This window comes from Thalassospiraceae bacterium LMO-SO8, assembly GCA_031655335.1.
Classification (GTDB): Bacteria; Pseudomonadota; Alphaproteobacteria; order Rhodospirillales; family Casp-alpha2; genus UBA1479.
Genome location: CP134226.1, coordinates 215,267 through 238,123 on the forward strand (window position 1 = coordinate 215,267; position 22,857 = coordinate 238,123).

Here is a 22,857-nt window from a genome sequence, read left to right on the forward strand (position 1 = left end):
CGCTTACTGGATCGTGTGGCTTGTATGGTCGCGGCCGCCGGGCTCATCCCGGATGTCCGCGACGGCGTCCATCATGTAGCTGACGAACTGAATCATCATGGAAATGGCGAATACGGCCAAGAAGCCCGCCATCATGTACTTCACATACATGGAGAAACCGGTCTGGGTCGTTTCCCAGGTCAGGACCGGCGAATTGATCACCGCGTTCTTGCCGCCCATGCCGACGATCAGAATGACCCAGCAAAGCGTGATCCCCAGGACCACCGAGCCGAAGGCGTTGACCATCCCTTTACGCCGGGAATCGAAGGCGGCGTAGAACACGTCGACCCGCACATGGCCTTCCTCGATCAGCGTATAGGCGCTGGCGAACAGGAACAGGGCCGCGTACCAGAACCGCACGAGGTCGCCCATGAACACCTGTTCGTAGGAAAAGATGAAGCGGGTGATGACGATCAGCAGTTCGGCGATGACGATCAGCAACGCCAGCCAGGTAAAGCCCAGCGTGCGCGTGAAAAACGCCGTGACCATGGCGGCAGCGGTCAGCGGCAGATGCACGTAGGGGCCGCGGAACTGCGACTTGCCGAGTTCGAGCGCAAGCGCATCACCGAACACGGCGGGCAACAGACCCTCGACCCGCATGAATGACAGGATCGCGTCGACCACGCCGATGTACAGCACGGCGAAATAGGCCATGCGGATCAACAACGCGTTGAAGTCGGAAATTCGCTGGCTGTCCTGGCGCAGGGTGCGCGAACAGCTTTTCACCGTATAGATCGCCGCGGCGGCGATGCCGGCCACATAGGCCAGCAACTGCACCCAGGACAGCGGCGATGACGTGGTCGCGGCACCGTGCAGGCCAAGGCTCAGGGCAGCGCCTTCGCCCGGCCAGCCGTGCCAGAAGGTGAGATAGTTATTAATCAAGAAAACAAGCAGCGCGGACAGCATCGCCCAGCCGAAAAAGCGGACGGCGATGGTCGTGCGTGGCGACACCTCGGGCGAAACATTCCCGCCGGTCGCGTCAATTGTCATTTGTTCGGCGGCCATGAACAGGCAATCCCTTGTCCCAATTCCCCACAAGAACAAGCCCGGGCGGATAAGGATGGGACGGGGCCATGCCCCGTCCCACCTTAATACCCGGTTATGTGGGCAATTAGACCTTGATGCCCAGGACGCGGTTGCGCTGGTTGATGTAGCCGGAGTCGGCCAGGATCATCCAACGGCCGAGGTCGGCGCGCGAGGTCAGGAAGCTGTCGTGGATCTTCTTGGCCAGCGGGCTGTGCGCCTGCACTTCGGCGAAGACTTCTTCGGCGGCCTTGCCGAAGGCGTCATACACGTCGTCGTTGAAGGCACGCACCTTGACGCCGTGATCGTTGATCAGCTTGTTCAGGTACGTCCCGTTGTTGGCGTTGGTTTCCGCCATCTGGTGGGAATTTTCTTCATGGCAGGCGGCTTCGATGATGGCCTGATCCGTCTTCGACAGACCGTCCCACCACTTCTTGTTCATGCCCATGTGCAGCTGCGAGGCCGGCTCGTGCATGCCCGGATAGTAGTAGTACTTGGCCGCTTCATAAAACTTCATGAAGTAGTCGTTGTAGGGACCGACCCACTCCGTCGCCTGGATGGAGCCGGAAACCAGGTTTTCATAAATCTGGCTGCCCGGCAGGGACACGGTCGAGGCGCCCAGCTTGGCCAGCACGTCGCCGCCCAGGCCCGGGATACGCATCTTCAGGCCCTTGAAGTCGGCGGCGGAATTGATTTCCTTGTTGAACCAGCCGCCCATCTGGCAGCCCGTATTGCCGCAGGGGAAGCCCTTGATGCCGAAACCGGCCGCCAGCTCGTCATGCAGCTGCTGACCGCCGCCGTACTTCATCCAGGCGTCCATTTCCGCATAGGCGAAGCCGAACGGAACGGCGGTGAAGTAGGCCCAGCCCGGGTGCTTGCCTTTCCAGTAGTAGTCGGCGCCGATGTAGGCCTGGGAATTGCCCGAGGCCACTTCGTCGAACGAATCGAAGGCGCCGACGCGTTCGCCGGAGGCGAAATATTTGACCTGGATGCGGCCATCGGTCAGGACCGGGATGCGGGCGGCAAGGCGCTGCGCGCTGAGGCCCAGACCCGGGAAGTCGCGCGGCCAGGTGGAGACGATGATCATCTCCTTGCGGCCCTGCGACAGAGCAGGCTTGGCAAGCGTCACGGCAGCCGCGCCGGCGACACCGGCAACTGCGGATTTTTTAAGAAACTCGCGTCTTTTCATGAAAATTCTCCCTGTTGGCGTGGTAGGCGTAGTAGGCAAATTTATTTATTGAGTGCGATTTTGCACAGGCGCATACCCGTTGGCTACAGCCAATTGACATTAATGCGACATATTCATGCAGCCTGACGCACAGTCGCGCATTTGACCATTAATTAAGCAAAAATCGATGATTTTCAGCGGTAATCCGGCACTTTCGGGGAAAATCAGGCCCTCGAACTCGGCCCGGCATGCCGGGCGGCATCCGTGAAACCTGCGGCCGGAGGCTGCTGGAATTCATTCTGGCCTCGCCTAAAAGATAATGATAATTAATCGCAACTTAATCGGCGCCGAAAGGGCGGCGCCAATCATTTCACCTGCGGGGCCGGCATGGCGACGGACAGCCAACGCGACCTTCTGACCCAGATATTCCAGGCCCAGCGACGCGCGCTGATCGGCACGCTGTACCGCATGGTGGGCTGCCTGCACACCTCGGAAGACCTCGCCCACGACGCCTATCTGCGCGTCGCCAAGGCGGCCCGCGAACGGCCGGTCACCCATCTGCAGGCATTCCTGTACCAGACCGCGCGCAATCTCGCCCTCGACCACCTGCGCCGCGAGCGCCTGCGCGGCACCTTCATGTCAGAGACCCCCGACGGCACCACCGATGCCGTCGCCGCCCCGCAGCCGTCGCAGGAAACGGCGATGATGGACGCCCAGAACCTGGCCCAAGTCGAGGGCGCCCTGGCGACCTTGCCGGATCGCGCGCGTCGGGCCCTGATGTTGTCGCGTCTGGAGGGCCTGACCTATCCCGAGATCGCCCGCCGCCTGGGGGTGTCCGAAAACACGGTCTACAACGACATCCGCGCCGCCCTGGCCCGCTGTCTTGCCGCCGTGGATGACGGAGGCATGACGTGAGTCTTCGCAAGAATATTTTGGGAGAATCCGCCCCTTCATCCGTCTCGTCTATATCCGCGGCGTCATCCGCGGACGGCAACCCGCGACGCATCACCATGACCCATGACGATGAAAACCCCGATCACCACACGGCCATGGCCGAGGCCTTGGATTGGTTCACGCGCCGTCAATCGGGGACGATGACGTCGGACGAGGCAGGCACCTTCGACGCCTGGCACGCCGCCCATCCGGACAATGCCCGCGCTTATGAGCGCGTGGCCGGACTTTGGACCTCGCCGGAATTCGCCCAGGCCGTGGAAACCCAAGCACCCGCAATCACGCCCCCGCCCCGCGCTGCCCGCCCCCGCGCCGCGTTGCGCCCGGTGCTGGCCCTGGCCGCCGCCCTGGTTCTGGCCATCGGCCTGGGCCATCTGCTCGGCGGCGATCCATTCCAAGCATCTGCCGACCATGGGACGGAAACGGGGCAACGCGCCGAAATTCCCTTGCCCGATGGGTCAGTCGTGGTGCTGAACGCGGAAAGCGCCATGAACGTTTCCTTCGATGCCGACAGGCGCCGGGTGGAACTGGTCCGGGGTGAGGCCTTCTTCGACGTGCGGCCCGATCCCGAACGGCCGTTCGAGGTCGCCGCCGGGCGGTCCCTGACCCGCGTCGTCGGCACGGCCTTTTCCGTCACGCTGCAAGGCGGGAATACCGAAGTCCGCGTGAAACGCGGCCATGTGCGGGTGACGGGCGACGATGGCGGCACGCCCGTGGACCTGACCCCCGGCGAGGGCGTGACGGTCACCGCCGGCCATCCGGGCGGTGCGGCGGCACCAGTGCCTCAAACGGCCTTCGCCTGGATCGACGGCCGCCTGGTGTTCCACGACCGGCCCCTGGCCGAGGTCATGGCGCGGCTCGCCCGCCACCACAAGGATCGGGTGGTCCTGGCGACGGACCGGCTGCGCAGGCTTCGGGTCAGCGGCAATTATCGGCTGGACGACCCGGCGGCCGTGGTCGCCGCCCTGGCCGACGTGGCCGGTGCCGACGTCATGCGCCTTCCCGGCCTGCTGACCGTCCTGCACTAGAAACTTTTTGAACTTTTCGTTGGGAGACGGCGGCCCCCCGTTCGTCTCGGTCTCAGAAATGCGAATGCGTCGCAAATTCAAATATGCGCCGCCGCGACGACCAATAAGGGCCAATAAGGGGAATAACGAGACATGACCACCACCCGCACCCGCCGCTTCACGGCGGCCTTGATGACCTGCACGGCCCTTGGCCTGTCCATGACCTGCGCCCTTGCCGCGCCGGCCCCGGCCCACGCGGCGGAAATCGCCGAAGACGCACAAATCGCCTTCGACATCGCGGCCCAGCCGTTGGGCGCCGCCATCGACGCCTTCATCGCCGCCACGGGCTGGCAGGTCGGCTATACGGCCGAGGTCGCGCGGGACCGAAATTCCCCAGGCGTCCAAGGCGCCCTGACGCCGACGGCGGCGCTTACCCGTCTGCTTTCCGGCACGGGCGTCACCTTCCGCCTGACCGGCACGCGCACGGTGGCCCTCGACGGGCCGCAGGCCGCAGGCGAGCGGATTACCCTGGGCACCGTTTCCGTCGAAGGCCGGATCGTTCCCGCCCAGGCGGAAATCGGCACCTTGCCCGCAGAATTTGCAGGCGGCCAAGTCGCGCGCGGTGCGCGGGCCGGTGTCCTCGGAAACCAGGACATTATGGAGGTCCCCTTCACCATGACCTCCCATACGGAAACCGCCATTCGTAACCAACAGGCGGAAACGATCGGCGACATCCTGGACAACGATCCTGCCATTCGCAGCACCTATGGTTATGGCAACTTCGCGGAACTCTTCGTTGTCCGCGGCTTTCCCCTATACAACGACGACCTGTCCGTCGACGGCCTTTACGGCACGTCGCCCCGGCAAATCTCGTCATCCGACATGTTCGAACGAATCGAGGTCTTCAAAGGCGCCAATGCTTTCTTGAACGGCGCGGCACCGGGTGCCACGGGCATTGGCGGCGGCATCAATCTGGTCCCCAAACGCGCGGGCGACGAACCGCTGACGCGGGTGACGGCGAACTACGGCCAGACCTTGCGGGCCGGGCTCCATGCCGACATGGGGCGGCGGTTCGGCCCCGATGACGCCTTCGGCTTGCGGATCAACAGCGCCCTGCGCGCTGGAGAGACCGCCGTTGAAAACGAAGAGCGCTACATGCACATGGCCTCCGGCGCCTTCGACTACCGGGGGGACAAACTCCGCGCGACCCTGGATATCGCGACCCAGCGCCAACGGGTCGATCAGGGCCGGCCGACCGTTTTCGTCACCGGAAGCCAAGTGCCCAACGCGCCGGACGCCAGCCACAATTACGCGGCGACCTATTCTTATACCGACCTGGAGGATTCCTTCGCTCAGACACGGGTTGAATACGATCTTATTCAGAACCTGACCCTGCAGGCCGCCTTCGGGGTGCATACCCTGCGCGAGGATGGCGACTATGCCTCGATCCGGGTGAGCAGCAACGACGGTGCCGCGACGGCCCGGCGTCTGACCGTGCCGCGCGAAGATCTGAGCCTCACCGGCCAGGCCGGGATCAAAACCCACCTTGATACCGGGCCGTTGCGACACAAGGTTAATGCTGGCATGTCCGTCCTGAAAACCGCCAACCGCAACGCCTACGAATTCGGCACCACCGAAAACACCAACCTTTATGACCCCGTCGAACTGGCGCGCGGCGCCACAACGTCGAGCGGCGGCGATTTCGAACGCCTGCCCCTGGTCAGCAAGGTCCTGCTGCGCAGCTACTATGTGTCCGACACGATCTCCGATCTGGAGGAACGGGTTCTGCTGACGGCGGGCGTCCGCTACCAGCAGATCCAGAGCCTGAACTTCAACCGGACAAGCAATCTGGAGACCAGCAACTTCAACGATACGGCCATCAGCCCCGTGGTCGGCTTGGTCTACAAACCGGCGGACAGCATCTCGCTTTACGTCAATCGCATCGAGGGCCTCCAACCCGGCGGTTCGGCACCGTCCAGCGCCGCAAACTCGGGCGAAGTTCTGGCCCCTTATACGTCGGTTCAATACGAAGTGGGCGGCAAGGTCGACTTGGGCAACTTGGGCGCCGCCCTGGCCCTGTTCCAGACGACCCAGCCCAGCGCGGTAACCGACCCGACAACGAACATCTATTCCGCCGACGGCGAACAGCGGAACCGGGGCATCGAGATTTCCGTATTCGGTGAACCCGTCCCCGGGCTGCGTCTGTTGGGCGGCACATCCGTCACCGAAGCCAAACTGACCGAGACTGCGGGCGGCACAAACGACGGCAACGTCGCGGTCGGCGTGCCCCTGTACCAACTGAATGCGAGCGTGGAATGGGATTGCCCCTGTCTTGAAGGCCTGACCCTGAGCGCGCGGGCCCTGCATACCGGCCGGCAATACATCGACACCGGCAATTCCCAGGAAATCGGATCCTGGACCCGGTTCGACATGGGGGCCCGCCTAGTCCGGGAGATTGCCGGACGCGAAGCGAACTTCCTGTTGAATGTGGAAAACGTAACGAACAGCGGGTACTGGGCCTCGTCCCAGGGCGGCTATCTGGTGCAAGGCGCACCGTTCACCATCAAGCTGTCCATGTCCATGGACTTCTAAACCCTACTCCGGCACCTCAAGCTGCATCAGCGGTACGTGCTGCTGGGCGCCGTAGACGTCCGTGTCGCCGGGCGAGCCGGAGCGCACGCGGCGCGGCACCGTGATCTTGATGGCGCGGGCCACGTCGAAGGGGATGATCGCAACCTCGTTGTCGGTCACCCCGTACAACGGTGCCAGGGCGCGCGGGCTCAACACGCCGCAATCGCGCACCTTCCGATAGGTCGCGTCGTCGTCGAACATGACGTCGAGGGTCAGGTAGAGCGCCCCCGCGTTCTTGCCGCGGACCACCCGGGCGATGTCTCTCAGCTTGGCCATGTGGTGTTCGTCCTCTTCTTTTCTCTCGGCTAGTCCAGCTTGGCCGGCATGGGATCGCCGACCGGAATGACCATCCCGTCCTCGCCGAAGAACAGGTTGCCGGAATACCGCGCGCCCATGTCGCGCAGGATGCGTTCGCGCACGCCGGGCTTGTCCATCTGTTCGGTGACGTGGCTGACCACCAGGTTCTTGACCCCGGCGGCGGCCCCCAGGTCGGCCAATTCCAGATGCCCCATGCAGCCTTCGGCGAATTCCTTGCCCAGTTCCGTGCCCGACAGGTAGTGGCACATGTTGACCAGCACGTCGGCGTCCTGGGCCAGTTTCTCGATCGCCTTGCAGGGCCCCGTGTCGCCGGAATAGACGAACACGCCGTCGTCCGTTTCCAGACGGTAGCCGTAGCAGTGCAGGAACGGCTGCACGTGGCGCACGCTGGCGCAGGTCAGCTTCCAATGATCGGTTTCCACCACGTCGCCGCTTTTCAGCTCGGTCACCCGGGGGTCGGGCTTGGCCCGGGCCCCCTCGCCGCCCCGCGCGTTGTAGATCACGGTCGACAGCGGATGTTCCGTGCGCGCCTTCAAATCCGGGCCCCAGATGCCGTCGGCGCCGAACAGCAGTTCCGTCATGCGCTGGGTGAAGGGCGGACCGTAGACCTGAAGTTCCGGCAGCTTGCCCACGCCCTGATCCCAATGGGTCAGCACCAGGCGGCCGTAATCCAGACAGTGGTCATAATGAAGATGCGAGAAAAAGACATGGGTCACGTCCGTCGCCCGCTTGCCGGCTTCGAGCAGCCGGTGATGCGCCCCCGGCCCGTGGTCGAACAGCATGACGTCGCCCGCGACCTCGACCATGTAGCCGGAACTCATGCGTTTCAGGGACGGCGTCGGCGTGCCCGTGCCGAGAAGGGTGATCTTCATGGGTATAACCCCTTTCTTTTACGCAAATGCGTCGTCTTGGTCCTCGCGCCCGCAAGGCCCGGCAAAGCCGGGGCGGACGCGGGATCGGGATTTGCGATTAAACCTCCAGCCACTCCATGCGCACCGGCTCCATGGGATCGCATTCCATGACGTGCCAGACGCTGAACTCATAAACCGGCCCGACATGCATGTCCGACGGCGAGAACGGGATCGCCAGGTTGCCGGAAATGCACATGCGTCCGGGAAAATCCGTGTGCAGAAAGGCATAGCGCGACTTGGCCAGGACGGCGCGGCTGATGTCCTCGGTCCGGCCCAGCACGTCGAGCAACAGGCCGATTTCGTGGATCGGCTGATCGGCCTCGGGCTCCAGCGATCCCATCACCGCGTTCTTGCCGTAGAGGTGGATGGACAGGGTGTAGTCCTCGGCATTGATGCCGAGCGTACCGACATCACGGGCGATGCGCCCACGGCAGGCTTCGACGAAATCGTCGATGATGTCGATCAGGATCGGGTCGCGGATGCCGGCGATGAACACGGTGCGGTAGCCGAGCGGGCGGGCGCCCTCCAGTTTCACCGTGTATTTTTCCGACGGCTCGTAGCGGCTGCCCGAGACCTTGACCGTGCGTTCGTCCAGCTGCTCGAATTTGCAGCGGTCGGTGACCAGGGTGCCGTCCGGTTCCTTCAGGCGGTAGGGCTCCGGGTTCTCGTACAACGTATGGGCGGAGACGCGCGTGACCGTGGCGCGGCGGATGGGCGAGCCCGGCTCCACCGTGAAATGGTCGTCGTAGATGGTTCCGATGACGCAGTCCTGGCCTTCGCGCGGCTCCACCACCTGGGCGCCGCATTCGATGATCTTGGCGAGATGCCAGGCGAGGCCCGGATCGGCGCCCTTCATCAGGGGCAGGGCGGCGAACAGGGCGGCATCCGTGCCACGTCCGGCGATTACCACGTCGGCGCCGTCCTTGAGCGCCTGCTGGTAGGCTTCCGGGCCCATCATGGCGACGATGCGCGTGGTTTCCTCGACATCGTTCTCGGTCAGGTCGGCGATCGGGCCGAGCGGCACGATCTTGCCGGCCCGCACCTTGGCCTTGATGGCGTCCTTGGTCTGTTCCGTGCGGATCACCCGGACCTTGGGCTTCAGGCCCTTCTCGGCGCAGATTTCCTTGAGGATATCCAACGTCCAGTCGACCTGGGCGTCGCTGCCGCTGCCGCCGGCGGAGCCGATCATGACGGGAATGCCGTGTTCCATCCCGGCGGCGACCATCAGGCCCAGGTCGCGCTTGGCCGCCGCGCGGGACACGAAGGCCGTGCCCGAGCCCAGGTAATGGGGCCCGGGATCGGACGATCCGGCGTCGCAGGCGATGAGGTCGGGCTTCATGGCGATGCCCGCGTGGAAGGCTTCCTCGGTAAAGCCGTAACCGAGAATGCCCGTGGTAGCCATCAATCTGATGGGAGACATGTCCCCTCCCGTCCGGGTTCGTGCCCGGACTTGTTGAAAGCGCCCCGCCTTCTTGGCAACCATCCTGCGGGATTTTTCGCGCGCCGCCAAGGGCCCGTGTGATTTACGGACAGCGCCCCGGAAGGCAGGGCACCACCCCGGCCACGGCGTCGAGCACCGCCCGGATCGCCGCATGGTCGCGCGGCGCGCGCCAGCCGTATTCGAAGGGATCACGCAGGTCGAGCGTCTGTTCGATATGCAGGAAACGCCCCGACGCCTGTTCGACACTCTGCCGGCAGATGTCGGCGCTGCCGTTCAGGTGGCGGCCCTGCACGTTGGTCGCGGCGCACAGCCTGGCGAAACCGAACCGCCGGTCGTCCGGGTCGTCGCAGGCCACGGCGCGGGCGTCGCCGCCGTCGAGCAACACCCGCAGGCGGTCGCGCAGGCGCCGCGTCAGGCGGTCCGCCGACCCGCCCTCGCCTCGGCCGCCGTCGGAAATGACGGCCCAGGTATCGGGCGCCGTCCTTGTCTTGCCGAACCCATGAATGCTGAACACCACGGCTTGCGGCCATTGTGCGGCAAGAATCTCGTGCGCGGCATGGAACAGGGTCTCGGGATTGTGGGCGACGTCGGAATCCCGATAGGGCGCCTTGCCGTGGGCCTTGCACACCTTGGTCGTGCCGGAGCACGGCGACTCGGCCGCCGCCGCGCAGCGGTTGGCCCCCGCGACGATAGCTGCACGCGCACCCAATTGCGTCACGAACAACGCCGTCTCCGGCGCCGTATAGCGGTCGACGACGGGATGAGGGGCTTCCGCGATCAGATCGCGCCTGGGTGCGGGCGACAGCACCACCGTGGGCCCCAGACCGTCGACGGCGTCGTCCAACACCAGATACCAGCCCGTATCCTCGACCAGGACAAAAGCCCGGTATCCGGCGGCAGTTGCCCCCGTGTTCAATTCCGCCCATTCGGCGGCGAGGGCCGTTTTCAACATGGCACGGAATAATCCGACCCGCATGAAATCCGGGGCCAGGCTGTCGATCGTCCCGGGCCCCGGCCGGTTGCGCGCGGCAACCCATCCCGCCAGCGGCTCCTGAATTTGTTCCAGCCCGGCAGGCGGCTCCTGCGCCGCCGCGACCGGCCCCGCCGCCAGAACCAACAGACCGAAAACACCGCCCGCCACCGCCGACAGGCACCGCCGCATCCGTTGCATGATTTCAGAAATCTCCCAAACCGCGCGGCCGTCGCGCGGTGGATGCAAGCATAATCCAGGCCCCGGCCGCTGCGAAGCGGGATCTGCACATCGCCCTTGACGACATGTGGTCGGCAAAATATAACCAGATAGTTCAATAACTAATAGGTTATATTATGATCTCGGCACTCTCTCTCGACGCCACCTTCGCCGCCCTTGCCGATCCAACCCGGCGGGCCATCATCCAGCGTCTGGCTTCGGGCGAGGCCTCTGTCGCCGAACTGGCCGAACCCTTCGCCATGAGCCAGCCGGCCGTGTCCAAGCATCTGCGGGTGCTGGAGAACGCAGGGCTGATTTCCCGCCGCCGCGACGCCCAGCGCCGGCCCTGCCGGCTCGAGGCCATCCCCCTGGCCGAGGCCGTCGACTGGCTGGAAACCTACCGCGAATTCTGGGAGGCCCGGTTCCAGCGCCTCGACACCCTGCTCGCCGAATTGCGCGCTCCCGCCGACAACGAGAACACGCCCAAGGACGACGACAAATGAAACCGAGAATCCCCCTCACCGCCACCCTACCCTCCGACCGGGAACTCCGGGTCAGCCGCGAGTTCGATGCCCCGCGCGACCTCGTGTTCAAGGCCTATACGGACCCGGCCCTCGTCCAAAGCTGGCTATGGGGCCCCGACGACTGGCCCATGGCGGAATGCGAGATCGACCTGCGGGTCGGCGGCGCCTACCGCTATGTCTGGCGCAACCCGCAACTGGGCGACATGGGCATGGGTGGCCGGTTCCTTGAAATCGTCCCGCCGGAACGTTTGGTCGTCACCGAACTGTTCGACCAGGACTGGACCGAGGGCGAGACCGTCTGCACCACGACCTTCGAGGACCTGGACGGCGGCACGCGCACGCGGGTCACCACTACGGTGCTGTATTCATCCCAGAACGCCCGCGACAACGCCATGAAGACGCCCATGCTGGACGGCTGGGGGGTTTGCTTCGACCGCTTGGATGATCTGTTGCCGACAATCGCGGCCTAACGTTTGCCCTGGCGCCAGTCCCAGGGGGCGACGAAGCCGCCCGCCCACAGGCCCGCGCGTTCGGCCCGGGCGGCCTCTTCCGCCGCCATATAGGCCGGGATGCGGTAGGCCCGGTCGTAGAGCGCCCAGCCCTGGCGGATCATCTTCTCGCCCACGTCGTATCGCCCGCCGAGGAAGCAGGTCATCGTGTAGCGCCCGTCGCGCCCCGTGCCGTTGTCGCGGCACTGCACCCATTGATAGGCCGTCATGAAGCCGAGTGCGTTGGCCGCCTGGAACCCGCAGGGATAGCGTTCGCCGTCCTTGTCGCAGGTCTGGTCGTTTTCCGGCGCGTCGATGCCGTGCAGATTGAAGACGACCCCGGCGATGGACAGGGTATCGCCGTCGACCACGGCCGGCTGGCCCTCCATGTCGGCCAGGGCCGGCCCCGTGGCCAGAACAAGAATCGCGATGAAGACGAAGGCCCGCATGTTCGACGGATTCTCCCACGCCGGCGGCGGGGCCGCCCGGCTGTTCCGTCGTTTATATCGGTCCTGTAGCGCGGTGGAAAGGGCCGCCCCTTAAACCGGGCGGTCGCCTTCCAGGGTCACGCGCTGCATGGTGCGCCCGACGCCGGAAAAATCGTTGATCGCGAAATGCATGGTGCAGCGGTTGTCCCACATGGCGACGGAGCCGTTCTTCCAGCGGAAGCGGCAGGTGAATTCCGGCTGCGTCGCATGGGCGACCAGGGTGTCGAACAGGGGCTTGGATTCCTCGGGCGTCATCCCTTCGAACCGCGAAAAATGGATGGGGCTGAGGTACAACCCCTTGCGGCCCGTTTCCGGATGGGTGCGGATCACCGGATGGGCGACTTCCGTCACCGCCGCCGGCTGCACGCTCATCGCCTTGGACACGCCGGTCTTGAAGCGCGCCGCGTCCTTTCCGTAGGTATGGGCGTTGGTATAGACCGCCTTCACGTCCGCCAGCATCGTCTTCATGCCGTCGGTCAGGGCGTCATAGGCCGCGTAGTGGCTGGCGAACATGGTGTCGCCGCCGGCCTGGGGCACGTCGACGCCGTACAGGATCGTGCCGAGCGCCGGGTTTTCCGCATAAGCGAGATCCGTATGCCAGCCGCTGCCGAAGTGGTGCTTGTCCGTCGGCTCCTTGACGATGCGGAACACGTCCGGATGGCCATCCATGGGTTTCACGTAAGGATGGCGGTTCAACACCCCGAAGCGCCGCCCGAACGCCGCCTGGGCATCCGGCGTGAAGTCCTGCCCGTGGAAGAACACGACGCTGTAGCGCAGCAGCGCCTCGCGAATTTCGGCCACGGTCTCGTCATCCAGGTTGTTCAGATCGACGCCGGAAATTTCGGCACCGAACACGCCCGTGAACGGGACCACGGTGATACGGCGGAAAGGATCGTTCCTCAGTTCGGCGGCTTGCATGTCTTGTCTCCAAAGGCCGGGGTATCGACAGCCGCAAGGTACCACCCCGCCGCAAACCGAAAAAGGTTTTTCTATATTGCGGAACATAATAAATAGAGATTTGCCCCGGTAATCAGCTATTTTTCAGGATCATTTTTCAGAAAATCGATATTTGTTCCACATTGCGGAACGTTCTGCGTTATTCCCCGTCGACCGGCCTGTAATTCAAGGCCCGGGATATCTCGGCCGCCGTCCGCACGACCTGGGCCGCACAACGCTCGATCAGGGCCGCATCCATGCGAAAGGCCGGCACGCCCAGGCCCAGGGCCGCGACGACTCCTCCCGTATGGTCGCGGATGGGGGCGGCGATGCCGCCCATTTCCGGATTGTTCTCGCCCTTGGTGACGGCGACCCCCTCGTCCGCCACCTTGTCGATGATCCGGCGCAGGCGTTCGGGATCGGTTTCCGTGTCCGGGGTCAGTTTGGTCATGGGCCCGGCCAGCACCCGGTCGCGCAGCGCCTGGTCATGGGCCAGCAGCACGCGCCCCGTGGCCGTGCACCAGGACGGCGTGATGCGCCCGACCTGCGTCTGCACGCGGATCGAGCGGGGACTTTCCACCTTGGACAGATAGACCACGCCACCGCCGGGCTCCAGCACCGCCAGATGGATCGTCTCGTCCGTGGCCCGGCACAGGTCCTCCAGGAACGGAAAGGCGACTTGGACCAGATCAACCTCGGCCAGCGCCAGGCTGCCGATCCGCCACAGTTTCAGCGTCAGACGGTAGAGCCCCTGCTCGTTCTGCTCCAGCACCCCGGCATGAACCAGGGTCGACAGCACCCGGTGCAGCGAGCTTTTCGGCTGGCCCGTCTCGCGCGCCAGTTCGGTGACGCCAAGCGGCCGCCACTTGCGCTCGAACACCTCGAGCACCTCGAACGCCTTCAGCACCGACCCCATGACGCCGGTCTGGCGGCGGGCGGTGGGGGGCCTGGGGCCTTTTCCCGTCGGCGTGGTCGCCATGGCAGGCTGTCACCCTTCCAGAATGATCCGGCGGCCAGATTAGCACCCCCGGCACAAAAAAGGCCCCCGTTGCAGGGGACCCTTTTTATAGATTGGCGGACAGGGAGGGATTCGAACCCTCGAGGCCCTTATGGGGGCCTAACTCCTTAGCAGGGAGCCCGCTTCAGCCACTCGCGCACCTGTCCCCAAGGCCGCTTGCACGCCGGAAACGAGACATCCGGGCACCCGCGGAACCGCAGTCATAACGAAGCCGCCGCCCGCTTTCAACAAGGCTGTTCGGAATTCTGCCGATTGCCGGGCCGGTCCCCGCGGCGGCGGCGTTGCCGCCGCGGGGCCGGACACGGAAATCAGGCCTTAGGCACGCACGCCTTCGAGGAAGCGGTCGACCTGTGATTGCAGGGTCGCCGCCAGTTCCGAGAGCCCGTTGGCGGCGGCCTTGACCTGATCCGCCGACTGGCCGGTTTCTTCCGAGGACTGGCGCACGTTGGCGATGTTCTGCGTCACCTGATCCGTTCCGGCCGAGGCTTCGTGCACGCTGCGCGAGATTTCCTGCGTCGCGACACCCTGTTCCTCGATGGCGGCGGCGATGGTCGCCGAGATCGTGTTGATCTCGTCGATGGTGGCACCGATGTTGCCGATGGCGCCGACGGACGAATTGGTCGCCTGCTGGATGCCCGCGATCTGCTGCGAGATTTCCTCGGTCGCCTTGGCGGTCTGGCTGGCCAGGTTCTTGACCTCCGACGCGACGACCGCGAAGCCCTTGCCGGCGTCGCCGGCGCGGGCGGCCTCGATGGTGGCGTTCAGGGCCAACAGATTGGTCTGTTCGGCGATGTCGGTGATCAGGGTCACGACCTGGCCGACCTTGCCGACCGCTTCGGCGAGCCCGCTGACCTTTTCGTTGGCCATCTGGGATTCGTTGACCGCCTGGTTGGCGACTTCCGACGCCTTCTGAACCTGACGGGCGATTTCCTCGATGGACGACGACAGCTCCTCCGTGGCCGAGGCGACCGAAGCCGTGTTGCGGCTGGCCTGTTCGGCCGCGGCGGCGACGCCGATCGCCTGTTCCGTCGCCTGGTTGGCGGCGGCGCTCATCATGGTCGCGGTGGTGTCCATCTCGCCGGCCGAATTGCCGACCGCCTTGACGATCTCGCCGACCGAGGCGTCGAATTCGTCGGCCAGCCTCAGGGTCGCCTTGCGGCGGTCCTCCTCGGCCTTTTTCTCAAGCTCGACCTTTTCCTCTTCGAGCCGCTTGTTGCGCTCAAGCTCCGTGCGGAAAATCTTTACGGAGCCGATCATGCCGTCGACCTCTTTAACGAAGCTGGAAAGGTTCAGGTCGATCTCAAGGTTACCCTGAGCCAGGTCATTCATGCGCGACGACAGGTTTCTGAGCGCCTTGGACACGCTGCGGCCAACCAGGAAGCCGAAAGCGACGATCACGACGATGATCCCCAGACCGATCCCGCCAAGCTGCGCAAGACGCCGATTATAGACCTCGTCGATATCGTCGAAATAGGCGCCGGTGCCGATGTACATGTTCATCTCGGGAACCGGATGGATGTAGGACACCTTGTCGAAGGTGTCGCCCTGGAAGCCCGGCTTGGGCCCCTTGTAACGGCTGAATCCGCCGCCGTTCTTGGCAAGTTCGTTGAACACCTCGCGCCGAGGCAGCTTCTTACACTTGCCCATCTTGGTCGGATCGACATGGGCCAGGGTGCAGAAATCGTAGGTGATGGCGAAGATGTAGTTGTTGCCATCGAAACGGACGCTTCGGATGGCGCTCAAGATGCGCTCCCTAGCCACTTCCGGCGTTTGTTCGTTGTTTTTCTGTTTGGCCAATTCGTGCCGGACAATGGCGTTAACGCCCAGGACGATCTGCTTAACCTTGTCCTGCCGGTCGTTCAGCATGGTGTCGCGCATGGTCGTGGCGCTGATGCCAGACAGCGTCGCGACCCCGATCAGGGCGATCAGGGCAAGCAGCAAAAAGACGTTGAACAGGGAGAGTTTGAATTTCATGACGTCACCGTGGTTCTCGATAGTCCGCAGACGGCGCGGGCTGTCAGCCGGGAACAGCCGCACCGTCACGGATCGTTGTTTTTGGGCCGTCCAGGGTCTCCTCCCCCCCAATTCCGGGCGAAGCCGCACGACGGGCTCGCGATACGCGAGTGACCGGGAGATTAGGGCGAATCGATGACGGTGGACACCTGTCCACAAGTATTGGTTTTTAATTTAAATGAGAAGTTACTAATTATATATTAGATACAAATAGCATCATTCGTTTTTCATGAATGTGCGGCTGCGCTGAAAGCGCGGCATCTCGACCGCGTCGGGGTCGATGGCTTCCGCGATGTTATAGGACACGATCCCGCCGGTCAGGCGCTTCAGTTCGTCGAAACTGACGGGAAACAGGCAATGGGGATGCCCGGCGGCGGCGAACAATTGGTCGAAACGGCGCAGACTGGCGTCGATGGCGATGGGCATGTCGTTGACCAGCCCCACGGGCGACACGCCGCCGATGGTGAAGCCGGTGACGTCCTTGACGCGCTGGGCCTGCGGCTTCGTGACCTTGCCTTCCAGGTTGAGAACCCGGGGCAGCGCCTCCGCATTGCAGGTATGGTCGCCGGCGACCAACGCCAGCACCGGCCTGTCGCCGATGCGGAAGGTCAGCGACTTGACGATCTGGCCCAGTTTGGCATCGACGGCGCGGGCGGCATCCTCGGCCGTCTTGGCCGTCGCGGTCAGTTCAATCACCCGGTCGCCCAGGCCCGCGGCCTTGAGCGCCGCAATGACCCGTTGCACCGATTTTTTGGTTTTGAACGCCATGGCCGCCGCCCGCTCCCGTCTATGTCTAGGGGCCGTCAGTTCGCGAACGGCACCGCCATTCCCTTCTGCACCGCCTCGCGCGCCGAGATTGTATCAAACCAGCGCTTCACGTTGGGATATTCGTTGAGGTCGACCTGGTGGCGTTCGTGGCGCGACACCCAGGGATACACCGCGATGTCGGCGATGGAATAGAAACCGCCGGCCAGGTATTCGGTTTCGTTCAGGCGGCGGTCGTTCATCACCATGTACAGGCGCTTGGTCTCATCGTGATAGCGCTTCTGACCGTAAGGCACGACTTCCGAGGGATTGAACAGGAAATGATGGGCCTGGCCGAACATCGGCCCGACACCGCCCATCTGCCACATCAGCCATTCGAAGGTGGCGACGCGTTCGCGGCCGGACCGGGGCAACAGTTCGCTGCCGGTCTTTTCCGCCAGATAGATCAGAATCGCCCCCGTTTCGAACACCGAGATCGGCTTGCCGTCGGGACCGTCGGAATCGACGATCGCCGGAATGCGGTTATTGGGCGAAATCTTCAGGAATTCGGGGGCGTGCTGTTCACCCTTGGAGATGTTCACCTGGTGGGTGGTGTATTCCAGGCCGACTTCTTCCAGCATGATGGACGCCTTGCGCCCGTTGGGCGTGGCCCAGGTATATAGGTCGATCATCGGGGATCCTCCTCCGTCATCGGCATTTGATCATTGCGCGCAAGCATAAGCGAACGCCGGTTGCGGGCAAGGTTTTGCTTATCGTGCCGGGACAGTCAATTCGGCGGCGGCGGCAGGGCGCCGCTGTTCTCTTCGGTCACGGGCGACCATTCCTCGACAAAGGCGTCGATGGCCGCGATCGCCGGCTTGGCCGGGTCGCCGATCTTGCCCGCGCGCATGTAGATGATGGCCAGGGTGAGCGACGTCAGGGCGCGCTGATCGCGGCGCTTGCGGGCTTCGTTGTGCATGCGGCTCAGGTTGTCGAGGCCCCGTTTGAAACCATAGGCCTCATCCTTGCGGATGAATGTCTCAAGCGTGTAGTCGATGTCCTTGCGCAGGTCGGTGGCGACATCCTTGGCGATGGGGCCGTAATGTTCCTCGTTCAAGGCGTGCACGATATAGACCACGTCGCGGTTGAGGCGCTTGGCCTCGGCCTCGGGGCCGTAGAACATATTCCAGAGTCGCTTGATCACGGACGGGCGTTCACTTTTCAATCTTAAAGGGTTTGCGATGGCAGACGCCGGGACAATACCCCCGTCCGGCCCCGTAAAACAACCGGAAGCCACATACTCGGCCCACGGCTTCACCGCGGAATGCTTCGGCGTCCGCCGAAACGTTTCCAGCCAAGCACCACGGGATATTATGCTATCAGTGCCGTCCCGCAGAACACCCCGCCGCCGGCTTCCCAGGACCCCGCACAGCGCCATGCCAGAACCCCAGATTCTCGCCCTTGTCGGTGTCATTTTCCTGATTGCGGGCGGCGTGAAAGGCATCGTCGGCGTCGGCCTGCCGACCGTCGCCATGGGCCTGATGACCGCCGTCATCGGCCTGCACGAGGCGGTGCAGCTGGTCGTCGTTCCGGCCCTGATAACCAACATCTGGCAAGGGGCCGTGGGCGGCAATTTCACCGTCCTGATCCGCCGCCTGTGGCCGATGTTGGCGGCGGCCTGCGTCGGGACTTGGTTCGGCGCGTCCTTGCTGGTGATCGTCGATGCCCATCTGCTATCGGGCTCCCTGGGAATTCTGCTCGCCGTCTATTCGATGTATTCCCTGATGACGCCGCAAATCCCGCCGCCCGGGCGTTGGGAAAAGCCGCTGGCCCCCCTTATCGGCTTTCTGGCCGGCGTGGCGACGGGCAGCGTCGCCTCGTTCACCATGCCGGGCGCGCTCTATCTTCAGGCGCTCGGCCTGACCCGTGACGAACTGGTCCAAGCCATGGGCATTGCCTTCACCATCGCGACGGCGGCCCAGGCGGTCAGCCTGACCGGCCATGGCATCATGACCACGGAATTAGGCCTGACCTCGGCCGCCGCCCTGATTCCGGCCGCCGCCGGAATGGCCGGCGGACAGATGATCCGCCGACGCATCCCCGCCGAGGCCTTCCGCCGGGTGTTCTTTTTCGGCCTACTTCTGCTTGGGGCCTATCTGGCCTTGCGGGCCTTCGCCTGACGACGGCGGATCACGGCGCCGACCCCCCCAAAAAAGCCGGAGCATAATCCACCCTTTTCTAACATTTAACTTTCCGGGTCCGGAAAGACTGTGGCACTCTTGTATGCAAGAGGATCCGGGGACTTGGACGCTGGCGCCTGGGGATGCGCCGTTTGGAGATCTGACATGGTCAAAATCCGTTTTTCCGACGATTTCATCCGTCTGCCCGCTGTGGGCGTCATGGCATTGCTGATCGGCCTGAGCGCCGCCCATGCCGCCGAGCCCGCGAAGGAACAGGCCAACACCCCACCCGCGGAAATCAAGATGCAGTTCCACCAGCCCGCGGCCGACGCCAAGGACGACGACCCGCTGGAATCCATCAACCGCGTGACCTCGGAATTCAACAGCCTGTTCCGCGGTCTGGTTCTCGACCCCCTGATTTCGGGCTACAAGGCGGTGACGCCGGACGGCATGCAGGAAGCCATCGCGAACGCCGCCAGCAACCTGGCGGAACCGATCACCGCCGTGTCTTCGTTCCTGCAAGGCGACACGGACAACGCCGGCAACGCGACCAAGCGCTTCTTCGTCAATTCGACCATCGGCGTCGGCGGCCTGGGCGACCCGGCCACGGACATGGGCCTCCAGTCGCGGCCCGAGGATCTGGGCCAAGCCTTCGGCGCCGGCGGCATGGCACCGGGTCCGCACATCGTCCTGCCGATCCTGGGGCCGAGCAACCTGCGCGACGCCACGGGCGACATTCTGACCTCGATCGCCAACCCCCTGCCGCTCGTCGGTAAGGCGGCCCAGGGCACGGTGACCTACTCGGAGAACCGGGACACAATCAAGGCGGCGACCGCCAATTCGCTCGATCCCTACACCACGGAAAAGGCGCTGTACGAACAGCACCGTCAGTGGGAAGTGACCAACGGCGCGGTCAGCGCCCCGGCCGACGGCCCGACCCTGGCCGACGAAAGCCCGTCGCTCGCCACCAAGCCCGCGCGGTAACGCCGAAGCCGCCTCGCCCTCGGTCGTTCAGACCGGGACGTGCCCGATGCTGCCGCCGCCGCAGACGTATAACGTCTGTCCGGTGACATAGGACGCCGCCGGCGACAGCAGAAACGCGATCGGCCCCGCGATCTCCTCCGGCGTGCCGACCCGGGCAAGCGGAATCGACGCCAGAACGTCGGCAAGCTCCTTCGACCCGTCGGGATGATTTCCCTTGAACAGTTTGGTCGCGACGGGACCGGGCGCGATGCAATTGACCGTGATGCCGTCATGGGCCAGGTCCAGGGCCCAGCTTCGCGTCAGCCCGACCAGTGCCGCCTTGGTCGCCACATAGGGCGTGCGCACGGCACGACCGACGACGACCCGGCTGGCGATGTTGACGATCCGGCCATTGCCGTCCGCCGCCCGCAGCCGGGGCAGCAAAAGCTGCGTGATCTGGACCACGGCGCGCAGGTTGACCTCGTAATGGGCGTCCATGTCCTCCAGCGTCACGGTGTCGATGGACCGTGCCCGCGACACGCCCGCGTTGTTGACCAGGCCGGTGACGGCGTGGCGTTCGGCGATTTCCGCGCCGACGGCCGCCAAGTTGGCGGAATCGGCGAAATCCACCTCATAGAATGTTCCGGGGAAGGTTTCCGGCGCGGTCCTGCCCGTGCCGACGACCTCATGGCCCTGATCCGCCAGCAACTGCGCGGTGGCCAGGCCGATGCCCCGGTTCGCCCCGGTGACGACTGTCGTCGCGTTCATTGATGCTCTCCCATAATCGTACCGCATAGCGGTATAGCGTACCGCATATTGACACCGCAATTTGATATGAAGTTTAATCCCGGAATGCAAACAAGAGTTCGACAAACGGACTCGCCTTGGGGATTGGAAACTTCTGTGAGCGACAGCTCGGACTCGGGCGCGGGCAAGGACCGCGCTTTCGTGAACGGATTGGCGCGGGGCCTTAAGGTCCTGGCGTCGTTCTCTCCGGAACATAACCGGATGAGCCTTGGCGACTTGGCCAAGGCCACGAGCCTGCCGAAATCGACGATCGCCCGTCTGGTCCATACCCTGGTCGAAACCGGCTATATCTTCGTCTGCCCCGATTCCGGCCGCTACAGCCTGCACCCTAAGGTATTGACCCTGGGCTATCCGGTCATGGCGTCGATGGACAAACGCCTCGTCGCCCTGCCGATGATGCAGGAACTGGCCGACTATTCGCGGGGCACGGTGTCGCTCGGCATCCGCGACGGGCTGTCCATGATCCTCATCGAACGCTCGCGCGACCGCACGGTGCGGGCGCTGCCCCTCGACATCGGCTCACGCATTCCCATGGAAACGACGTCCATGGGCCACGCCTATTTCGCGGCGGCGGAACCGGCCGAACAGAACGGCATCCTCGACCAGTTCAAGACCCATGACCCGGCCCGGTTCAAGGATGTCGAGCGCACGTTGCGCGGTGCCGAGAAGGAATACGCGGAAAAGGGCTACTGCACGGCCGTCGGCATCTGGGAAGACGACGTGAACGCCGTCGGCGTCGCCGTCACGTTGTCGAACGACGTTCTCGCGGCCTTCAACTGCGGCGGCCCGTCCTCGCGCATCACCGAGGATTCCCTGCCCGACCTGGGGGTCCGGCTGGCCGATCTGGCACGGCATTTCCAAACCGCCGACTGGGTCGGGCAATTGCCGCCCCGGCCCTATCGCGGCGTACAGCCCACCTAACCAACCCAAACCACAAAACCACCATCAGGAGGAAACAACACATGCGTGACGTTGGACGACGAGATTTCATCAAAATGGGAACCGGCCTGGCCTTGAGCTCGGCCCTGGTCCTGCCCGCGGCCCTGGCCCGCAAGGCCCATGCCGCGGCGGCCGCGCCGCAGTACCTGACCATGGTCGGCGGCGGCCAGGGCGGCGCCTGGTATCTGGGTGCCGCCGCCATCGCGGAGCTGAGCAAGAAGGTCTGGCCCGGCGTCGCCACCACCGTCACCCCGGGTGGCGGCATTTCCAACCTGAAGGGCGTCGGCGCCAAGAAGATCGAAGTCGGCTTCGCCTTCGCCATGGACGTCACCGCCGCCTACAAGGGCATGCTCAAGTTCGAAGGCAAGCCGATCCAGAATCTGCGCGCCCTGATGTCGACCAACGGCGCCTACCTGTCGACGGTCGCCAAGCCGGGTATCAAAAGCTATGCCGACCTGGCCGGCAAAAGCGCCGCCCCCGGCCGCGCCGGCATGACCGGCCTTGCCAGCTTCGAACGCATCGTCGCCCAGTTGGGCGTCGCCAAGGACATCAAGGTCGTGAACACCGGCTATGGCGAAATGTCCGCCCTGTTCCAGGACAACGTGGTGCAGTCCGCCACCGTCATCGGCTCCATCCCCCATCCGGTGGTCGATGAAATTCTGTCCGTTTCCGAAGGCCACCTGCTGCCCGTCGACGACGCCGTCGCCGACGCCTTGGGCAAGGCCTTCAACTACGAGAAGGTCACCATCCCCGCCGGCACCTTTAAGGGCCAGGACAAGGATGTTCCGACCATCGGCTCCGTCACCCAGGTGACGACCTACGCCGAAATGCCCGACGAATGGGCCTACAACATCGTCAAGACGACCTGGGAAAACCGCAAGCGGATGGTCCAGGCGCACAAGGCCTACGGTGAATTCGGTGAAGAGATCGCCGTCAAGGGCGTGCGCATCCCGTTCCATCCCGGCGCCGCCCAGTACTGGAAGGAAATCGGCCTGTTGAAGTAGGCCGCCGCCCGTTCCGTTTCTATCAACCTGATCCCGCCTCCGCCTCCCCGTCATGACGGGCGGAGGCGGGCGTTA

At 64.3% G+C, this 22,857-nt stretch carries 23 protein-coding genes and 1 tRNA gene; 9 read left to right on the forward strand and 15 right to left on the reverse strand.

Annotation, left to right across the window (positions count from 1 at the left end; genetic code table 11):
- Nucleotides 1-3 precede the first annotated feature (3 nt).
- Together RJ527_01015 and RJ527_01020 are read right to left on the reverse strand one after the other, a co-directional pair.
- Nucleotides 4-1,044 carry a TRAP transporter small permease subunit gene (locus RJ527_01015; GenBank protein WND76336.1) on the reverse strand — a complete coding sequence of 347 codons (1,041 nt, stop codon included), beginning with the start codon at nt 1,042-1,044 and terminating at the stop codon, nt 4-6.
- A 106-nt stretch (nt 1,045-1,150) separates the two neighbouring features.
- The gene (locus RJ527_01020) at nt 1,151-2,251 is read right to left on the reverse strand and encodes a TRAP transporter substrate-binding protein (GenBank protein ID WND76337.1); all 1,101 of its coding nucleotides are present in this window, start codon (nt 2,249-2,251) and stop codon (nt 1,151-1,153) included.
- Between the two features lie 366 nt (nt 2,252-2,617).
- Between RJ527_01020 and RJ527_01025 the strand changes: the two genes are divergently transcribed.
- From RJ527_01025 to RJ527_01035, 3 genes are all read left to right on the forward strand, one after another.
- The gene (locus RJ527_01025; GenBank protein WND76338.1) at nt 2,618-3,145 is read left to right on the forward strand and encodes a sigma-70 family RNA polymerase sigma factor; all 528 of its coding nucleotides are present in this window, start codon (nt 2,618-2,620) and stop codon (nt 3,143-3,145) included.
- Between the two features lie 95 nt (nt 3,146-3,240).
- Nucleotides 3,241-4,209 carry a FecR domain-containing protein gene (locus RJ527_01030; protein ID WND76339.1) on the forward strand — a complete coding sequence of 323 codons (969 nt, stop codon included), beginning with the start codon at nt 3,241-3,243 and terminating at the stop codon, nt 4,207-4,209.
- A 132-nt stretch (nt 4,210-4,341) separates the two neighbouring features.
- Nucleotides 4,342-6,780 carry a TonB-dependent receptor gene (locus RJ527_01035; protein WND76340.1) on the forward strand — a complete coding sequence of 813 codons (2,439 nt, stop codon included), beginning with the start codon at nt 4,342-4,344 and terminating at the stop codon, nt 6,778-6,780.
- A 3-nt stretch (nt 6,781-6,783) separates the two neighbouring features.
- On the opposite strand, the gene RJ527_01040 is transcribed toward RJ527_01035, so the two are convergent.
- The 4 genes from RJ527_01040 to RJ527_01055 all read right to left on the reverse strand — a co-directional run bounded on the left by RJ527_01040 (nt 6,784) and on the right by RJ527_01055 (nt 10,660).
- Nucleotides 6,784-7,095, reverse strand: a complete 312-nt coding sequence (locus tag RJ527_01040; protein WND76341.1) for a DUF4387 domain-containing protein — start codon at nt 7,093-7,095, stop codon at nt 6,784-6,786.
- A 29-nt stretch (nt 7,096-7,124) separates the two neighbouring features.
- Entirely contained in the window at nt 7,125-8,009 is an 885-nt protein-coding gene (locus RJ527_01045; protein ID WND76342.1) for an MBL fold metallo-hydrolase, read from the reverse strand.
- A gap of 97 nt (nt 8,010-8,106) precedes the next feature.
- Nucleotides 8,107-9,468, reverse strand: a complete 1,362-nt coding sequence (locus tag RJ527_01050; GenBank protein WND76343.1) for an acyclic terpene utilization AtuA family protein — start codon at nt 9,466-9,468, stop codon at nt 8,107-8,109.
- A gap of 103 nt (nt 9,469-9,571) precedes the next feature.
- Entirely contained in the window at nt 9,572-10,660 is a 1,089-nt protein-coding gene (locus RJ527_01055; GenBank protein WND76344.1) for a hypothetical protein, read from the reverse strand.
- A 155-nt stretch (nt 10,661-10,815) separates the two neighbouring features.
- Here RJ527_01055 and RJ527_01060 point away from each other — a divergent pair, with 155 nt between their 5' ends.
- Entirely contained in the window at nt 10,816-11,181 is a 366-nt protein-coding gene (locus tag RJ527_01060) for a metalloregulator ArsR/SmtB family transcription factor (GenBank protein WND76345.1), read from the forward strand.
- Nucleotides 11,178-11,672: an SRPBCC family protein gene (locus RJ527_01065; GenBank protein ID WND76346.1), complete on the forward strand. Its 495-nt coding sequence runs from the start codon at nt 11,178-11,180 to the stop codon at nt 11,670-11,672. Before RJ527_01060 ends, RJ527_01065 begins: the two co-directional genes overlap by 4 nt.
- On the opposite strand, the gene RJ527_01070 is transcribed toward RJ527_01065, so the two are convergent.
- The 8 genes from RJ527_01070 to RJ527_01105 all read right to left on the reverse strand — a co-directional run bounded on the left by RJ527_01070 (nt 11,669) and on the right by RJ527_01105 (nt 18,093).
- Nucleotides 11,669-12,139, reverse strand: coding sequence for a thermonuclease family protein (locus tag RJ527_01070; GenBank protein WND76347.1), 471 nt, complete (start codon nt 12,137-12,139; stop codon nt 11,669-11,671). The two genes, RJ527_01065 and RJ527_01070, sit on opposite strands and share 4 nt — an antisense overlap.
- 90 nt (nt 12,140-12,229) lie before the next feature.
- Nucleotides 12,230-13,096 (reverse strand): TauD/TfdA family dioxygenase, encoded by an 867-nt coding sequence (locus tag RJ527_01075; protein WND76348.1) that lies wholly within the window; start codon nt 13,094-13,096, stop codon nt 12,230-12,232.
- Between the two features lie 178 nt (nt 13,097-13,274).
- Entirely contained in the window at nt 13,275-14,093 is an 819-nt protein-coding gene (locus RJ527_01080; GenBank protein ID WND76349.1) for an IclR family transcriptional regulator, read from the reverse strand.
- Between the two features lie 93 nt (nt 14,094-14,186).
- Nucleotides 14,187-14,278, reverse strand: a tRNA-Ser gene (locus RJ527_01085).
- A gap of 169 nt (nt 14,279-14,447) precedes the next feature.
- Nucleotides 14,448-16,106, reverse strand: coding sequence for a methyl-accepting chemotaxis protein (locus RJ527_01090; protein WND76350.1), 1,659 nt, complete (start codon nt 16,104-16,106; stop codon nt 14,448-14,450).
- Between the two features lie 255 nt (nt 16,107-16,361).
- Nucleotides 16,362-16,913, reverse strand: coding sequence for a YbaK/EbsC family protein (locus RJ527_01095; protein ID WND76351.1), 552 nt, complete (start codon nt 16,911-16,913; stop codon nt 16,362-16,364).
- 35 nt (nt 16,914-16,948) lie between these two features.
- The gene (locus RJ527_01100; GenBank protein ID WND76352.1) at nt 16,949-17,581 is read right to left on the reverse strand and encodes a glutathione binding-like protein; all 633 of its coding nucleotides are present in this window, start codon (nt 17,579-17,581) and stop codon (nt 16,949-16,951) included.
- 95 nt (nt 17,582-17,676) lie between these two features.
- Complete coding sequence (locus RJ527_01105) at nt 17,677-18,093, reverse strand: hypothetical protein (GenBank protein WND76353.1); 417 nt, start codon at nt 18,091-18,093, stop codon at nt 17,677-17,679.
- A 232-nt stretch (nt 18,094-18,325) separates the two neighbouring features.
- Here RJ527_01105 and RJ527_01110 point away from each other — a divergent pair, with 232 nt between their 5' ends.
- Together RJ527_01110 and RJ527_01115 are read left to right on the forward strand one after the other, a co-directional pair.
- Nucleotides 18,326-19,069, forward strand: a complete 744-nt coding sequence (locus tag RJ527_01110; GenBank protein ID WND76354.1) for a sulfite exporter TauE/SafE family protein — start codon at nt 18,326-18,328, stop codon at nt 19,067-19,069.
- Nucleotides 19,070-19,234: 165 nt separating this feature from the next.
- Complete coding sequence (locus tag RJ527_01115; protein WND76355.1) at nt 19,235-20,053, forward strand: VacJ family lipoprotein; 819 nt, start codon at nt 19,235-19,237, stop codon at nt 20,051-20,053.
- Between the two features lie 27 nt (nt 20,054-20,080).
- Here the strand turns inward: RJ527_01115 and RJ527_01120 are convergent, their stop codons facing one another.
- Nucleotides 20,081-20,800 (reverse strand): SDR family oxidoreductase, encoded by a 720-nt coding sequence (locus tag RJ527_01120; protein WND76356.1) that lies wholly within the window; start codon nt 20,798-20,800, stop codon nt 20,081-20,083.
- A 135-nt stretch (nt 20,801-20,935) separates the two neighbouring features.
- Between RJ527_01120 and RJ527_01125 the strand changes: the two genes are divergently transcribed.
- Nucleotides 20,936-21,760, forward strand: coding sequence for an IclR family transcriptional regulator (locus RJ527_01125; GenBank protein ID WND76357.1), 825 nt, complete (start codon nt 20,936-20,938; stop codon nt 21,758-21,760).
- Nucleotides 21,761-21,801: 41 nt separating this feature from the next.
- Entirely contained in the window at nt 21,802-22,782 is a 981-nt protein-coding gene (locus RJ527_01130) for a TAXI family TRAP transporter solute-binding subunit (GenBank protein WND76358.1), read from the forward strand.
- Nucleotides 22,783-22,857: the final 75 nt, after the last annotated feature.

What these genes read in the sequence shown, in the direction of transcription:
- RJ527_01015 (WND76336.1), bottom strand. Translation starts at nt 1,044, where the DNA reads ATGGCCGCCGAACAAATGACAATTGACGCGACCGGCGGGAATGTTTCG.
- RJ527_01020 (WND76337.1), bottom strand. Translation starts at nt 2,251, where the DNA reads ATGAAAAGACGCGAGTTTCTTAAAAAATCCGCAGTTGCCGGTGTCGCC.
- RJ527_01025 (WND76338.1), top strand. Translation starts at nt 2,618, where the DNA reads ATGGCGACGGACAGCCAACGCGACCTTCTGACCCAGATATTCCAGGCC.
- RJ527_01030 (WND76339.1), top strand. Translation starts at nt 3,241, where the DNA reads ATGACCCATGACGATGAAAACCCCGATCACCACACGGCCATGGCCGAG.
- RJ527_01035 (WND76340.1), top strand. Translation starts at nt 4,342, where the DNA reads ATGACCACCACCCGCACCCGCCGCTTCACGGCGGCCTTGATGACCTGC.
- RJ527_01040 (WND76341.1), bottom strand. Translation starts at nt 7,095, where the DNA reads ATGGCCAAGCTGAGAGACATCGCCCGGGTGGTCCGCGGCAAGAACGCG.
- RJ527_01045 (WND76342.1), bottom strand. Translation starts at nt 8,009, where the DNA reads ATGAAGATCACCCTTCTCGGCACGGGCACGCCGACGCCGTCCCTGAAA.
- RJ527_01050 (WND76343.1), bottom strand. Translation starts at nt 9,468, where the DNA reads ATGTCTCCCATCAGATTGATGGCTACCACGGGCATTCTCGGTTACGGC.
- RJ527_01055 (WND76344.1), bottom strand. Translation starts at nt 10,660, where the DNA reads ATGCAACGGATGCGGCGGTGCCTGTCGGCGGTGGCGGGCGGTGTTTTC.
- RJ527_01060 (WND76345.1), top strand. Translation starts at nt 10,816, where the DNA reads ATGATCTCGGCACTCTCTCTCGACGCCACCTTCGCCGCCCTTGCCGAT.
- RJ527_01065 (WND76346.1), top strand. Translation starts at nt 11,178, where the DNA reads ATGAAACCGAGAATCCCCCTCACCGCCACCCTACCCTCCGACCGGGAA.
- RJ527_01070 (WND76347.1), bottom strand. Translation starts at nt 12,139, where the DNA reads ATGCGGGCCTTCGTCTTCATCGCGATTCTTGTTCTGGCCACGGGGCCG.
- RJ527_01075 (WND76348.1), bottom strand. Translation starts at nt 13,096, where the DNA reads ATGCAAGCCGCCGAACTGAGGAACGATCCTTTCCGCCGTATCACCGTG.
- RJ527_01080 (WND76349.1), bottom strand. Translation starts at nt 14,093, where the DNA reads ATGGCGACCACGCCGACGGGAAAAGGCCCCAGGCCCCCCACCGCCCGC.
- RJ527_01090 (WND76350.1), bottom strand. Translation starts at nt 16,106, where the DNA reads ATGAAATTCAAACTCTCCCTGTTCAACGTCTTTTTGCTGCTTGCCCTG.
- RJ527_01095 (WND76351.1), bottom strand. Translation starts at nt 16,913, where the DNA reads ATGGCGTTCAAAACCAAAAAATCGGTGCAACGGGTCATTGCGGCGCTC.
- RJ527_01100 (WND76352.1), bottom strand. Translation starts at nt 17,581, where the DNA reads ATGATCGACCTATATACCTGGGCCACGCCCAACGGGCGCAAGGCGTCC.
- RJ527_01110 (WND76354.1), top strand. Translation starts at nt 18,326, where the DNA reads ATGCCAGAACCCCAGATTCTCGCCCTTGTCGGTGTCATTTTCCTGATT.
- RJ527_01115 (WND76355.1), top strand. Translation starts at nt 19,235, where the DNA reads ATGGTCAAAATCCGTTTTTCCGACGATTTCATCCGTCTGCCCGCTGTG.
- RJ527_01120 (WND76356.1), bottom strand. Translation starts at nt 20,800, where the DNA reads ATGAACGCGACGACAGTCGTCACCGGGGCGAACCGGGGCATCGGCCTG.
- RJ527_01130 (WND76358.1), top strand. Translation starts at nt 21,802, where the DNA reads ATGCGTGACGTTGGACGACGAGATTTCATCAAAATGGGAACCGGCCTG.